The sequence below is a fragment of the Fibrobacter sp. UWB1 genome (assembly GCF_002210325.1).
Classification (GTDB): domain Bacteria; phylum Fibrobacterota; class Fibrobacteria; order Fibrobacterales; family Fibrobacteraceae; genus Fibrobacter.
The window spans coordinates 86,932-101,258 of record NZ_MWQL01000010.1; the positions used below are offsets into that span (position 1 = coordinate 86,932).

Below are 14,327 nucleotides of genomic sequence, written 5' to 3' on the forward strand. Positions count from 1 at the left end.
GTGATTAAAAAGGGGCAAAAAAGGCGTGCTTATAGACGCTCTGCGACGGTCGCTATCGCCTGTTCCAACGTTGTCGGGGTATTGTTGGACAAAAATCCCGCTTTGTAGAGGATTTGCCCAAGGAGTTCCTGGGGCGTTTTACCCCTGTCCTTGTCTTGGCGGAGGCTATAGGCGTGTTCGCGCTTGGAAAGCTTTTTGCCGCCGGAATCCACAATGAGGGGGTGGTGCAAATACAGCGCTCGCATGTACGGGGGAATAGCAAGGGCCTGGTCGCCTTGGCAGGTGTCGGCAATCAGCTGGGAAAGCGCAATCTGGCGGGCGGTGGAATTGCGGATGTCTTCGCCGCGGACGATGTGGGTAATGCCTTCGGTGAGGTCGTCGATGCAGACGGCGAATTGGTAGGTCCAAAAGCCTTCGCGGTCGCGGATAGGGAAGTCTCCGCATTGCTTTTTCGGATTTTCGGCGAAGTCGCCGAGGCGTTCGTCGTGCCAGTTAATTACTTTGTCTGGAATAACCACCCGTAGGCTGTGCGGTAATTCGGAGTTCGGAGTTCGCACTTTAGAATTTTTTACTCCGAAATCTGAATTCCGAATTCTGAATTCGTTATAGCACTTGCCTTGGTAAATGACTTCGCCGGTTTCGCTTACGGGGTTTTCGGATTGCAATTGCTTGCGGCTGCAGGTGCAGGGGTAAACGAGGCCATTGGCGGTGAGCTTGTCGAGAACTTTCTGGAAAAAGTCAAAATGCGAACTCTGGATGCTTTCGCTGTCGTACTTGAAGCCGAACCAGGCGAGATCTTCGCGGATGCCTTCGATATATTCCTTGCGGGCACGGCCTTGATCGTGGTCCTCGATGCGCAGGTGGATTTTGAGGTCCCATTTTTTTGCGGCGGCGTATACGTAAAGGGCGGAAAGCAGGTGCCCTTCGTGTAGAAAGCCCGTAGGGCTCGGTGCAAAACGGATGATGCCTGGCATGTGGCGAAAGATAGAAAAGAATTACGCGTCAAGAGCTTTTTTTAGAGCCACACGGATTGTATTAAAGTACTAAAAGTGTGCAGGGTTATGACGCAGCAGAAAACTTGTTTTCTGTTATGGCATAACCGTAGCCACGAACGCCAACGGCGTTAAATGCTCGGCTCGGTTATAGGCCTGCAAGCAGTCCTGCAACACTCGCCTTGCGCATTTATTGGAAAACGCTAACGCGTTTTCTTGTTTTTCATAGATTTTTAGTGTGAAATCAAACTGTAATTGGTTGAATATTTATTTTTTATCAGAAATGCCGTTAGGCATTTCGAATCCGTGTGGTTTTATATGCCGATTTACTATCTTTCATGATGATGAAGTTTGATTTGAAAGTTCTCTTTTCGATGGTTGCGTCGGTAGCGACTGCGTTTGCTTTGTGGGCTTGTTCTAGTTCGCCGGAACCGCAGACGGAGCCGGCTCCGGCTGTCGCGCAGGCGGATTCGGTGGCGACTCCCGTCGTTGAAAAAAAGGCTGAGCCCGCTATTCCCGCAAGTTACAAGGATATCCAGTTTCCGGAGTACAAGTATGTGGCTCCCTATCCGAAGGATTATCGCGTAGAAATTGCTCCGGGCATTTCGGGCTATATCGTGAGCGACAGGAGCCTGCCGCTGGTGAACTTTACGGTTTACTTTGAACAGCCTCGCGTGCCGCTTGCTCTTAAAGACGAAGCGGCCTCGTCGATGGTGGGTAGCATGCTTCGCCGCGGTGGCGGTGGTGGCATTTCGGCCAAGGCGCTGGACGATTCCCTGGAATTTATCAGTGCCGGAATCACGTCGTCGGTCGGAACGTTTACCTCGACTTTCGATATCGACTGTCTGTCCAAGGATTTCGCGAACATGCTTTCGCTTTCGAAGCAGGTGCTGACGGCGCCGGCTTTCGATAAGGAACAGTTCGAAATTCTGCGTGCGAATTACCTGACCGCCTATGACCGCCGCTACGATACTCCGGCAAAGGTGCTTTCGGCGCTCCGCTCCAAGGTGAATTACGCTCCGAACCCGAGACTTTGGGATGCCAATGCCGCCGACTACAAGAAGGTGACGATTGCCGACTTGAAGCGCCTGGCCCAGGGCGTGTATGCGGATTCCCGAATCATGTTCGCCCTTTCGGGCGATATCGACAAGGATTCCGCGGTGACCATGCTCAAGGAATTCTTTGAAGGCTGGAATGCCGCGGTTGCCAAGACCGTGAAGATGGGGGCAAAGCCTGTGGTGCAGGAACCGACTCCGCTTACGTTTGTAAGAAAGCCCGGAATCTATGTGGTCGATAAGGATATCACGCAGGCCAACATTTCGATGAACCAGCCCTTTGTACGCAGGCCCCATGCGGATTACTATCCGGCGGCGGTGGCGAATTTTATTCTGGGCGGCGGCAGCTTTACGAGCCGCCTGATGAACCGTGTGCGTAGTGATGAAGGCCTTGCCTACAGCGTGTACAGCTCGGTGGGTAACGACTACCGCGACACGGCCATGGTGACCATTGCGCTGCAGACCAAGGTGGAATCGGTGGAATTCGCCTTGAAGCTGATTCGCGAAGTGGTGAACGAATTTGCCGAACAGGGGCCCACTGAAGAAGAACTTGCACAGGCTAAGAAATCCTTGATCGAAAGCCTGCCGAGCCTGTTCGACAGCCCTGAGGCGACTGCCGTGATTTTTGCAAAGGGCGAACTGCTGGGCAAGTCTTACGACCACTACCTGGAATACGTGAAAGAAATCAATGCCGTGACTGCCGACCAAGTGAAGGCGATGGTCAAGAAATATTTTGACATGGATAAAATGACCACCTCGATTGTTGCTCCCGTTTCGAAATTGGAATCGATTAAACCCTTCACCGTTATACCTCAGGACAGTCTGGAGTTTAGATAATCATGTCGTGGCTAAGCCGTATTGCAGGGGGTGTGCTTGCGGGAATGCTTTTGAGCATTTCGTTTTCTTTTGCTGGTGACAATCCTGCGGCGAACTATGCCGTATCGGTAGATCCCATGGTGAAGGTGCGCATGCATGATAACCTGCGCAAGAAACTGGGCAGCAACGATGATTTGCGCTCGCTTTGTTCTGGGCTCAAGATTTGCATGAACCAGGTGTTCGAAGGCTGTTTTGAAGATGACATGAAACCATGGCCCAAGGTCAAGTACGACGACGAATTCTGCAAGCCTTACAAGGAACTGGCAAGTCGCGGATACAAAGCCGACCCCAAGGCCCCGATGGTTCCTGAAATTTATGCGAGACTCGGACGCCAGTACCGCGTGGAATACACTTATGCGGGAACGCTTCCGCTTGATGAAAACGTTATCAAGTACTTGTTCGACAACATGCCGTTTACGGCGCAGCTGATTAACGCCTACCTCGACGAAAACTACGTGCTTGAATACACGCACCCGAACAGACGGTTCTTTAACGGTAGCAATGGCCGTAGCCTTTCGGGCGAATTCTACTGGGCCTTGCAGGACAGCGCCGGTCAAAAGCTTGGCATGCGCGACTTGTTCTTTGGGTACGGTCATGCAAAAATTTTGAAGTGGGCTCTCCACGGAACGGCAATCGCCTACTTGGACATGGACCCGATGCCGGGCAAGATTATTAAGTACAAGTTAACAGCAATCGTGTTCCCGGGCAATTCGGTGCTCAACTCCATTATGCAGATGAAGGTGTTCAGAAGTGTCGTGAACACAAAAATCGAGCAGATTGTGAACGATATCAAGAAAGCGTCGGGAATGTACTTTAGCGGCAATAAGGAACCCATGCTCAAGAGTGCTGCTCTCAAGTCCGATGAAAACGTGCAGTACGTTTTGGATTTCGAAGAAGTCGTAAACGGCGCTCATTGGGAACTTGGCGATTTTGAACGCTTGCAGAAAGCACGCAAGCAAAAGCGGGAACAGGATATGCAGGCGGTGCCCATTATGGTAAAGGACCTTCAGGTTATTAAGGAAAAGAAATGACGAACGAAACTTTGGAATCCCTTTTGGAACGCGTGACGGAACGCCGTCGTGAACTTTTGACGTCTGTGGTGGACCGCCGTACGAGACATTTTTGCATGGTGCTCGAAGATTTGTTCGACCCGCACAATATTTCTGCCGTGATCCGTACGGCCGAAGTGTTCGGCTTGCAGGATGTCCACATTATCGAAGAAGACAACGCCTATAGCGTGAACAAGTCCATTCTGAAAGGTAGCTACAAGTGGATGAGCCTGTACCTTTACAAGAAGCGCATGCTGTGCATGGAAAAATTGCGCGCCAAGGGTTACAAGATTGCCGTGGCCAGCACGAATACCACGAATTCTGTTCTGGATCTGGACTTGAGCCAGCCCACCGCCTTTTACCTGGGTAGTGAATTCCATGGGAATCACCCCGATACGCTCGCCCATGCAGACTACGAATTCAAACTGCCCCAGTACGGCATTACCGAATCTATGAACGTGTCGGTGGCAGGAGGCGTCTTGATGACGTATTTGGACGTTTATATGCAGAAGGTGGGCCGCGAAAAGTTCTTGCTCCCGAAGGAAGAACGCGATGCCTTGCTTTTGGACTGGCTGGATCGCCATGTGAATGGCATCGAGAACAACAGTCCGATTGTTCGAATTGACGAATAGCCCCCATAAATCCGGTTTTAAAAGCTCTCTTTCGGAGAGCATTTTCTGTATTGCATACAAAAAATGCTAGATTAAAACCCAAATGAAAAAGTATTCGGCTCTTTATTTTTCAGTAGGCTTGGTGGTCATCCTAGCCCTGATTATTCTTGTTTTTGGAATATTCTTCTTAAACGAGAAGGACCCTCGCGAAACCTTTAACACCTATTATCTGCGGTTTACCCAGGTGAGTACCCTGGTGCTCGATGACCCCGTCAAGGTAAACGGTGTGAAGCTCGGTAAGGTGGAATCGATCGATTTGGCCGGCCACCGCGTGGTGGTGACCATTAGACTCCGCACCGACGTGAAAATCCCCAAGGATTCCGAAATTCGCGTGCAGAACATCGGTATCATGGGCGAACGCCAGATTGGTATGATTCTGGGTGATTCGACGAGCTACTTTGCCCCGGGCGATACCATTACGGGCCAGTTCGATGCCGGTATCGCCGAAGCTCTTGGTCTTGTGGGTGAGGTCTGCGACTCGACGAAGGTGCTGCTGGAATCGGTCAAGCAGGCTTTGAACCAGACGATTGTGAACCCGGAATTCCAGGAACGCTTCAAGACTTTGCTCGTGAAGGCAGAAAAGCTGGAAGACCGCGTGCTTGTGATGCTGAATACGGCTGACCCGCAGCTTAGGAAGAGCCTTGAAGGCTTGAACCAGGTGACGGTCAAGGTGAATAACTTGATTGATGGCGTGAAACCGCCGATCGACAACATGTTCGCGAACACCGAAAAGGTGATGGGCAACGCCGACAAGTTGCTGGGCGAACTGGAAGAAGTGACAACTCATTTGGATGAACTCGTCGTGAAGGTCCAGAAGAAGATTGAATCCAAGGACAACACGGTGGGTATCTTGCTGAACGACCGCACCCTGCATGACGACCTGGTCAAGACCGTTCATTCGGCGGATAGCTTGGTTCGCATTATTTTACAAGATGGTCTAGACATCAACGTGGATTTTTTCTGAGGAAAACAATGATCGAAAAAGCATTGGTGGTAACAAACAAGTTGGGGATACACGCAAGGCCCGCCGGAATGATAGTCGATATCACCGGCCAAGCCAAGAGCGATATATCCATCGTGTTCGAGGGATCGAAGGCGAATGCCAAGAGCATCTTGAATGTGATGATGCTTGCTATTCCTGCAGGTTCCGAAGTCAAATTCGAAATTGATGGCGAAGACGAAGAACAGGTCGCGTCTCAGTTGGAAAGTCTGTTTAATGACCACTTCAACGAAGAACCCTGTTAAGAAGCCGGAACACGTCCGTACTGTTATGACGGGCGTTCCTGCATCCCCGGGCTTTGCCATGGGATGTGTTTTTCCGGTCACGAACCGGAAGATTTCGGTGGTGGAGGAGACTCTCCCCGAGAGCCGACTTGCGGACGAAGAACAGCTTTTCTTGAAGGCGGTCCACAAGACGGTCAAGGAAGTTTCACAGATCAAGGAACTTTCTGAAAGTCGCACCGGGATGAAGGACAGCCTAATCTTTGCGACTCACCTGATGATTTTACAGGACCCCACTTTGATCAACGGGGTAATCGACAAGGTCCGCAAGGAACACAAGAATGCCCGCTGGTCGGTGCATGTGGTCTTGGGTGCCTACATCGACAAGTTCGAACAGATTGACTCGCCGGCCATGCGCGACAAGGCGGCCGACCTGAGGGACGTGTACAACCGCTTGATGGCGGCCATGGAAGATTCCGGACCGGTGCTCGAGGACGTGGCTACCGAAGACGGAGTGGTGCTTGTCGGGCACGAACTTTTACCGAGCCTTTTGATGTCGATCAAGCCCGGCCAGGTGGCGGGGCTTGCGATGGATACCGGTGGCCGCACGAGCCACGTGGCCATTTTGGCTCGCTCGCTCCAGATACCGTTGGTGTCTGGCCTTAGAAATTTTGCGGCCCAGGTCAAGACCGGCGACACGGTGATTGTCGACGGCTCGAGCGGCCAGGTCATTATCAATCCGAACCAGGATGACGTCAAGGATTTCCACGAAAGGCAAGAAGTCTTCGAAAGGCAGCGCCGTGAATTGTTCACGATGCGCCAGCTGGAGCCGATGACCCGCGACGGCAAGTACATTACCCTGCACGCCAACATTGAACTTCCGTCGGAATCGGAAAAGGTGACCGACTTCGGTGCGACGGGAATCGGCCTGTACCGTTCTGAATTTTTGTTCTTGCGAAACGACGCTCCCACTCAGGATGAACAGCGCGACGCGTACCGCTACATTCTTGAAACCATGTACCCCTGCCCGGTGACGATCCGTACTCTGGATGCCGGCGGCGACAAGCTGGTGAGTGGCATTACGGCAGTGAACGAATCGAACCCGTTTATGGGTTGGCGTTCCATTCGCGTGTGCTTGGACCGCGAAGATATTTTCTGTACGCAACTCAAGGCCTTGCTCCTTGCCAACACCAAGGAAAACTTGCGGCTGTTGTTACCCATGATTTCTGGCATGGGAGAATTCCGTCGCGCCAAGGCATGCATTGTCAAGTGTCGAAAGGAACTGGAAGCGGCCGGCAAGAAAGTCGCGAAGGTGAAAATCGGCGTGATGATTGAAGTGCCTGCTGCCGTGATGATTGTCGACAAGCTCGCCAAAGAAGTGGACTTCTTTAGCATCGGTACGAACGACCTTGTACAATTTACGCTTGCCGTGGACCGTACGAACGAATTGATTACGGACATGTTCCAGCCTCACCATCCGGCAGTGCTCAGCATGATTTACCAGACGGTTCAGGCGGCACACCGTGAAGGAATCCCTGTGGCGGTTTGTGGTGAAATGAGTGCGGACCCGTTGAGCGTGCTGTTGCTGGTTGGTCTTGGAGTTGACGAACTCTCGATGACTCCGTGGAGCGTGATGTCCACAAAGAAAATTATCCGCTCGATCAACTTCGAAGATGTGCGCGATTCTGCGCTGACGGTGTTGCAGATGGATGATGCGGAAAGCGTGAACTCCTTTATGCGTGGCAAGTATGCCCAGACGATTCGCGACTTGGGCATCTCCAGCTTTGTGGGTCAGGTGGACAGCAGTAAGAAATAGACGGAATGAGCCTGCCGCAGAATCGGTTTGCGGTAACGCTCCCTGCTTGAAGGACCGAAGGTCCTTGCGGCAGACTTTAGGAGAAAATATGTGTAGGATTGTTTTGTTGGTTGTGTTTTTAGGCGTGTGCGCGTTCGCTGGCTCTACGTCTGTGGCGTCGAGCCCGCTGCCATCGCAAGCGACTGATAGCTTGATTGCGTCGATGCCGTTTACGCCCCCGAATCCGTACGAGTCCCTGGAACAGATTCCGCCCTCGCAGTTCCAGGATGTGGTGGTGCGCTACGACCGCCTGAAGGCTTTGAGCGAAGACAAGGCACAGCCCAAGAACGTCCGCGACTTTGCACGTGCGGCCCAGTTCTTTTACAAGGAACGGTGGGACAGCGCCTACTTCGCTTACGATTCCCTGCGTGGTCGCGATGCCCTGTTGGATGGCTCCGTGATTTTGAGAATGGCCAAGTGCCTGTTCAAGCTGCGTGACTACAAGAATATGCGCGTGGTGCTGGGACTGTACAAGAATCTGGATCAGGATGCTTCTTTTGACCGCGTTGCATCCAGGTTACGCATTGAGGCGGCGATGGCTGACTCTACGTTGAGTGACCGCGCCCATGCGGATTCGTTGAAGGTTTTCGTGGAAAAGTACCCGAAGTCCGACGATGCGGCGGCTTTGCGTTATCGCTATGCCCAGTATCTGGAACAGTTCAAGCAGATGAAAGAGGCAAAGCGAATTTACCTGAGACTCCTGACGAGTGCCTCTAACTACAAGGATTCCGCTTTCGCTGCCATCCGTAGGCTGCGCAAGGTGCGTGGCGCTCCCGAGACTTTGGAAGAAAAGGTGGCTTATGCCAGGATGGCTTGCGCCAAAGATAATGCCAACGAATGCCTGACTCTGTTGGATTCCATTCGCATTCTGGATTCGGTGCTTGTCTCGCTTTCGCCGGAGGCGGCGCTCCCGCCGCCCGAAGATTCGCTGCAGAAAAAGCTTGCGCCGAGCTCCTTGGATATGGGAACCCGTATTGCCCTGTGGGAAAAGCGCGCTGTGACATTGCGTACGCTCAAGCGCGATGACGAATCCATTAAGCAGTTCAAGTTCCTGCTGGATTCTGTAGAAGCGCGCCCCTTGTGGATGCAGTCGATTCTGCGCCTGTACCGCAATAACGCCGCCCGTTACGAAAAGGAAATCCGCAAGATGGATGCCGCCTTGCAAGATGCAAACCAGTTCAGCAAGGAAAACGCCAACAACTTGTGGGTGAAGGGTTTCGAATACGAACAGAAGGAACAGTACGATAGCGCCATTGTCTGCTACAGGACTCTTTCGCACAAACGCTTTAAGAATAATATCAAGCGCCAGTGGGCCAAGTTCCGTATTGGCTTTGTGTACTTCAAACAGGAAAAGTGGAATGAAGCGATTCCGGCGCTGATTGAGGCGACCAAGGAGCCGTTCCTGTGGAGCGGAAGCGGCGCCCGCATGTTCCTGGGCGATGCCTACATGAAAATCGGAAAGGACTCCTTGGCCCGTGAAGCCTACCTTGACTGTATTCGCGATTTCCCGCTGGCCTACTATGCTCACCGCAGTCGCATGAAGTTGGTGGAATACAAGCTGATGGCTGAAAAGGATGTACCGTATGCACACGGCGTGCGCATGGCTCCGGAACAGACGCTTGCCTGGGTGCGTGCCTCGCAGAAGGTGGGCAAGCCCGATACGACTTACAATCCGGAACGTTACAATCGCATTCGCACGCTGTTCCAGTACGGCTTTAGCGATCAGGCCTTTGCCCTTTACGACGAAGCCCGCAAGAAGAACGCGAAACGTCTAGATTTCTTGTACGAATACGGCAAACTCTTCTACGAAATGGGCGAAACCGCTGCCGGGTATCGCCTCGCTCGCCAGTTCCAGAACAATATCGATCGACGTCGCCTGATGGCGCCGCCCATCGACGTGCTGCATTACCTGTTCCCTGTTCCGTACATGGATCAGGTCAAGTTCCATTCGGGTGACCGCATCGATCCGTTCTTTGTATACAGCGTGATGCGCCAGGAATCGATTTTCAATTTTGAAATCATGTCGCCGGCGGGAGCTTGCGGACTCTTGCAGATTATGCCTGCAACGGGCAAAATGCTTGCCGAAAAAGAAAGCATCCCGAATTTCGAGCCGCGTCAGCTGTTTAATGCCTACATGAACATTCGTCTGGGAATCCGCTACCTGGTTGACTTGAAGACCGAATATAATGACGACTACATGTACGTGCTGGGCAATTACAATGCAGGCCCCAAGCCCACCAAGCGCTGGCAGGCGGCTGGCGAAGGCAAGTCCTGGGATGTGCGCGCCGAAGACATTAGCTATTGGGAAACCCGCGACTACGTAAAGCGCGTCATGGGGAATTATTGGATCTACCAGGAAATCTATGATAGTTCGGAATTCTGATTTCGAATTTCGGAATTATGATGACAAGAGATTGCAATGGAAGAGAATTTTTTACAGAATAAAAGCATGTTTTTTTCTATTAGAATGGTTGAGTTGTATCAAAAGCTTTCTAATGAAAAACATGAATATGTAATGTCCAAGCAGGCCCTTAGAAGTGGAACTAGTATTGGTGCTAATATTCGAGAAGCGAAAAGGGCTCAATCGACGCCAGATTTCTATTCTAAACTGACTGTTTCTTTGAAGGAAGCAGATGAGACGCAATACTGGTTGGAATTATTGAATAAAACAGGTTATATTAATGATGATGCTTTTAAAAGCATAAATTCAGATTGTGATGAACTCATCAGATTGTTGGTCTCGATAACCAGAACGGTTCGAAATAAGATGGCCAAGAATAAATACTCGAAGAAAACTCTGAATTCTGAAATCCGAACTCCGAATTAACTATGCTGTTTCTACTTTTAACTATCGGCCCGGCGTTTCTTTTTGCTTGCGGGAACATTCTCGAGAAATCGGGCGTGTCTGCGGTGGGCAAGCGCACGGGCGGTACTTCGAAACCTTGGGAATTTTTCAAGGGTGTTGTCACTAACAAGTTCTGGTGGCTAGGTATTTGCTGTTCTGGCCTTGCCACGCTCGGCTACTACATTGCCATGGCCCGCTATGACTTGAGCCAGGTGCAGCCCATGATGGTCTTGAATCCGGTGCTTACCGCCCTCATGGGATTTTGCATTTTGAAAGAGGCTTTGACCAAGCGCATTGTGATCGCGATTTGTTTTGTGGTGGCTGGCCTGTTGTACTCTGTCGAAAACCTGGGCGGATCGACGGCGGTCCAGAATGTCGGAATGCTGTGGGCATACGCCGGCGGGCTGAGTGCCGTGACGTTGCTGGCGCATTTGTGGGTCAAGGACCGCGAAATGGTCGACTCCTTGATTATGGGTGTGGGTTTTGGACTTTCGGCAGCATTCTATAAGAGCCTCGCGATGGATTTTGACTTGGACCATATCGAACTTTCTTCGATTGCGAACTTGCTTTTGGATTTTAGGACGCTCGGCTACATTGCGACGTATGGCATAGCTTTCTTGTATTCGCAGGTATCGTTCTCCCGCGGTCGCGCGCTGTTCATTATTCCGTTCAGCGCGGCCGTTGGCGCTGCGGTGCCGACTTTGGCCGGCGTGCTCGTATTTTCGGAAACGTTCCCGATGGGCAAGGTGATTTCGGTGACCCTTGTGTTGATTGGTGCATGCCTGTTCATTGTGCGCCGCCCTAGAAGAAAGAATAAACAACAACTTTAAGAATATCTTACTATTCGCCGATTGTAGGCGATTTAATATATATTCAATACATGGTGTGTTGGCGTTTTTTCTCGTCTTTAGTTTGTAAGGCCGGAGGGTCGTTCTCTGGCATATTGTTGCTGTCGTTTTTGGTGTTCTCGGCATGTTCCGATGATTCGTCGAGTTCTTCCAAGTCTGAACAGGATGTTCCAGCAAATGATTCTACGGCTGCCGATAGTGTAACGCTCCGGTTTGTGGGTGGCCCGGTCATGTTTACCGAGATTGACCCGATCAATATCGTTTATGAGGACCACGAGGGTGGTGATGCCGGCTGGGTAGAACTTTTCAATACCTCGGCCGATACGGTAGATTTGTCAGGCCTGTATTTGACCGATTCGAAAACGGAACCGTTCAAGTGGAAATTCGGGAATGTGAAAATGGCACCAAATGCGTTTCTGCTGGTGTTCATGTCGGGCAAGAATTACCCTGATTACGTATTGCCGCATGATTCGCTTGACATGATTGGACCTGGTTGCTGGACATGGACCGATTCCCAAAGCGACCCGCCGGGTTATAGCTATGCGGATCCCTTGCCTGGTCAGAAAAAGAACTGCTTTAAGGAAAATGGTGAAAGTCGTTTTGGAGCCGTGATGCGATTGGGCGAGAACGAGGAGCTTGGCTGGTCTTCGATTGCAGTGTTCGTGGGCACTGGAAGTTCCGACAAGGACGATGTGCTCGACATTTCGGCGGCGAATGAAATCCTGATGCAGGCTTACATTACCAAGAATCGCAAGGTGTCTTTCAGGCTCACGCAGCCCGATATCGATGACTGGAAGGGCTATGAAATGGTGCTTACGGGAACCGGTGATTCTTCGACGGTTTACCGTATGCCACTCCCGACAGGAACAACGTTCCCGGACCTCAAGAATATTTACGGCACGCGCATGAGCCCCGAGGCGAACGAGTCTCAAGAAGTGACTGTCAAGGTTTTCAGCTACATTGCCCGTAACCGTGGGCATGAACCGCATGCGGGCTTCAAGATTTCTGAGTCGGGAGGGAGCCTGTATTTGCTGAATGCGGATACGGCGATTGTGGATTCTGTGGCGTACCCCGAAATGCCGGTTGGTAAAACGTGGGGTTTGGGCGTGCTTGCCGACGGCACGCAGGGCTTTGGCTTTGGCGAAGCTTCGCCCTATGGCCTTGCGGCGCAACCGGTGGTGCAGTCGCGTTCGCCGGCGGTCGATACTTTGACAGAAATTCCGTCATCAGGTTTTTATGCGGAGCCTTTTGTGATTGCCTTGCCTGAGGGCGCGAATGTGCGTTGCGAAAAGGGCGGCCTTGCGCCTACGGCAGATTCTCCGGAGACGGTTTCGCTGGCGGTGGATTCATCGACGACGATTCGCTGTGCCTCTTTTGAGGCGGGAAAACTCCCTGGCGAAGAAATGGTGCGCACTTATGTCTTGGGCGAAAGACATTCCTTGCCGGTGGTGCTCTTGACAGCGGATCCGAATTCGCTTTTTGATCCGGATTCGGGAATCTACATGGAAGGAAATTTCGCGCAGAGCAAGGCTCCGCATTATGGTGCGAATTACTGGCTCGACAAGGAAATCCCCGTGACGGTGGAATTCATGGAGCCGGGCGTGAATGCGCCGTCGTTCGTGAAGCGCGCGGGTCTCAAGATTTTTGGAAATTACAGCCGCCAGAACGACAAGAAATCGGTCGCGATCACCTTCCGCGAAAAGTATGGCGACAAGCGCTTGCGTTATTGCCTGTTCCCGGAATTTCCGGAGCTGGACAAGTTCAAGGTTTTCATTTTGCGTAATAACGGAAGCAATTTCGGTAACGATTACATTCGCGACCGCCTGGCAAGTTCGATTAGCGAAGGCCTGGGTGTGGATTACCAGCGCGGGCGATTTGCGGTGGTGTACTATAACGGTGAATACTATGGCATCCATAGCATTCGCGAACGCTCGACGGAATACTATTTTGAAACGCATTACGGGTTGAATCCAGACAATATCGACCTGCTCAAGGCGGACAATTCCGTGTCGGCAGGCTCCGCCGTCGATTACGTGGCGCTGATGGAGTGGCTTGAATTGAACAGCCTCGAAAATGAAACGAATTATGCGTATATATCGTCGCAAATAGACGTTGACAATTTCATGAATTACATGCAGACCGAAATGTATGCGAATAACCGCGACTGGCCCGGCAACAATCTGAAAAAATGGCGCAGCGGCAATCCGAAAACGAAATGGAAATGGTTCCTGTACGACATGGATTTCGGAATGGGCAACGGCTATAGCGAATACACGAACAATATCTTTGAATTCGCCGCGGCAGAAGACGGGCCTTCTTGGCCAAACGGCCCCGAGTATACGTTCCTGTTCCGGAGCCTGCTTGAAAATCCCGGGTTCCGTACGGCGTTCGTAAACCGCATGGCGGTGCTGTTGAATATGAATTTCTCGAGCGCGCGCGTACTGGCCCGTATCGAAAGCATGATGTCCGAAATCGAATCGGAAATTCCGCGCGATCAGGAACGCTGGCATTTGAGCGCTTCGAGAATGGACCGAGAGCTTGAAGATATCAAGAGCTTTGTGAAGGACCGTCCGGAAGTCATGTACGATGAACTGCGCGAATACTTTGAACTGGGTCGCCCGATTGCGTTGTCACTTTCGGTAAGCGGACCGGGTATCATAAAAGTCCATGGACTGAAAATAGATTCGTACCCGCTGGCGGTCAATTTCTTTGAAGGACTCCCCGTGACACTCGAAGCCGTGCCAACCGTCGGTGGCGTTTGGGCGGGCTGGAACGATGGTGTAATGGAGCAGGTGCGTTCGGTCAATCCGGGTGAAATCGATGCCCTGACCGCGGTATTTAAGTAAAGTTGCGGTCTGTGTGAGCAACAAGCACCTCGTATTATAGCGAACACCCCGTGAACGAAAAGTTGTTCC

The 14,327-nt window shown here is 51.7% G+C and carries 11 protein-coding genes; 10 read left to right on the plus strand and 1 reads right to left on the minus strand.

Annotated features, from left to right (window positions below):
• Nucleotides 1-29 precede the first annotated feature (29 nt).
• Nucleotides 30-974, minus strand: a complete 945-nt coding sequence (locus B7988_RS09265) for a glutamate--tRNA ligase family protein (protein WP_088657676.1) — start codon at nt 972-974, stop codon at nt 30-32.
• Between the two features lie 356 nt (nt 975-1,330).
• Here B7988_RS09265 and B7988_RS09270 point away from each other — a divergent pair, with 356 nt between their 5' ends.
• The 10 genes from B7988_RS09270 (at nt 1,331) to B7988_RS09315 (ending at nt 14,258) form a co-directional block, all read left to right on the plus strand.
• Nucleotides 1,331-2,884 carry a pitrilysin family protein gene (locus tag B7988_RS09270; RefSeq protein ID WP_249268933.1) on the plus strand — a complete coding sequence of 518 codons (1,554 nt, stop codon included), beginning with the start codon at nt 1,331-1,333 and terminating at the stop codon, nt 2,882-2,884.
• Nucleotides 2,885-2,886: 2 nt separating this feature from the next.
• Nucleotides 2,887-3,954: a hypothetical protein gene (locus B7988_RS09275; RefSeq protein WP_088657677.1), complete on the plus strand. Its 1,068-nt coding sequence runs from the start codon at nt 2,887-2,889 to the stop codon at nt 3,952-3,954.
• Nucleotides 3,951-4,604: an RNA methyltransferase gene (locus B7988_RS09280; RefSeq protein WP_073319464.1), complete on the plus strand. Its 654-nt coding sequence runs from the start codon at nt 3,951-3,953 to the stop codon at nt 4,602-4,604. The genes B7988_RS09275 and B7988_RS09280 overlap by 4 nt, the downstream gene beginning before the upstream one ends.
• Before the next feature lie 82 nt (nt 4,605-4,686).
• Nucleotides 4,687-5,607 (plus strand): MlaD family protein, encoded by a 921-nt coding sequence (locus tag B7988_RS09285; RefSeq protein ID WP_088657678.1) that lies wholly within the window; start codon nt 4,687-4,689, stop codon nt 5,605-5,607.
• A gap of 8 nt (nt 5,608-5,615) precedes the next feature.
• Nucleotides 5,616-5,888, plus strand: coding sequence for an HPr family phosphocarrier protein (locus B7988_RS09290; RefSeq protein WP_073319470.1), 273 nt, complete (start codon nt 5,616-5,618; stop codon nt 5,886-5,888).
• The gene (ptsP, locus tag B7988_RS09295; protein WP_073319474.1) at nt 5,860-7,680 is read left to right on the plus strand and encodes a phosphoenolpyruvate--protein phosphotransferase; all 1,821 of its coding nucleotides are present in this window, start codon (nt 5,860-5,862) and stop codon (nt 7,678-7,680) included. The genes B7988_RS09290 and ptsP overlap by 29 nt, the downstream gene beginning before the upstream one ends.
• Before the next feature lie 88 nt (nt 7,681-7,768).
• Nucleotides 7,769-10,102 (plus strand): lytic transglycosylase domain-containing protein, encoded by a 2,334-nt coding sequence (locus B7988_RS09300; RefSeq protein WP_249268934.1) that lies wholly within the window; start codon nt 7,769-7,771, stop codon nt 10,100-10,102.
• A 36-nt stretch (nt 10,103-10,138) separates the two neighbouring features.
• A complete protein-coding gene (locus B7988_RS09305) occupies nt 10,139-10,546 on the plus strand; it encodes a four helix bundle protein (RefSeq protein WP_088657680.1) in 408 nt (135 codons plus the stop codon).
• 2 nt (nt 10,547-10,548) lie between these two features.
• The gene (locus B7988_RS09310; RefSeq protein WP_088657681.1) at nt 10,549-11,394 is read left to right on the plus strand and encodes an EamA family transporter; all 846 of its coding nucleotides are present in this window, start codon (nt 10,549-10,551) and stop codon (nt 11,392-11,394) included.
• Nucleotides 11,395-11,510: 116 nt separating this feature from the next.
• Nucleotides 11,511-14,258, plus strand: coding sequence for a CotH kinase family protein (locus B7988_RS09315; RefSeq protein WP_249268935.1), 2,748 nt, complete (start codon nt 11,511-11,513; stop codon nt 14,256-14,258).
• Nucleotides 14,259-14,327 lie beyond the last annotated feature (69 nt).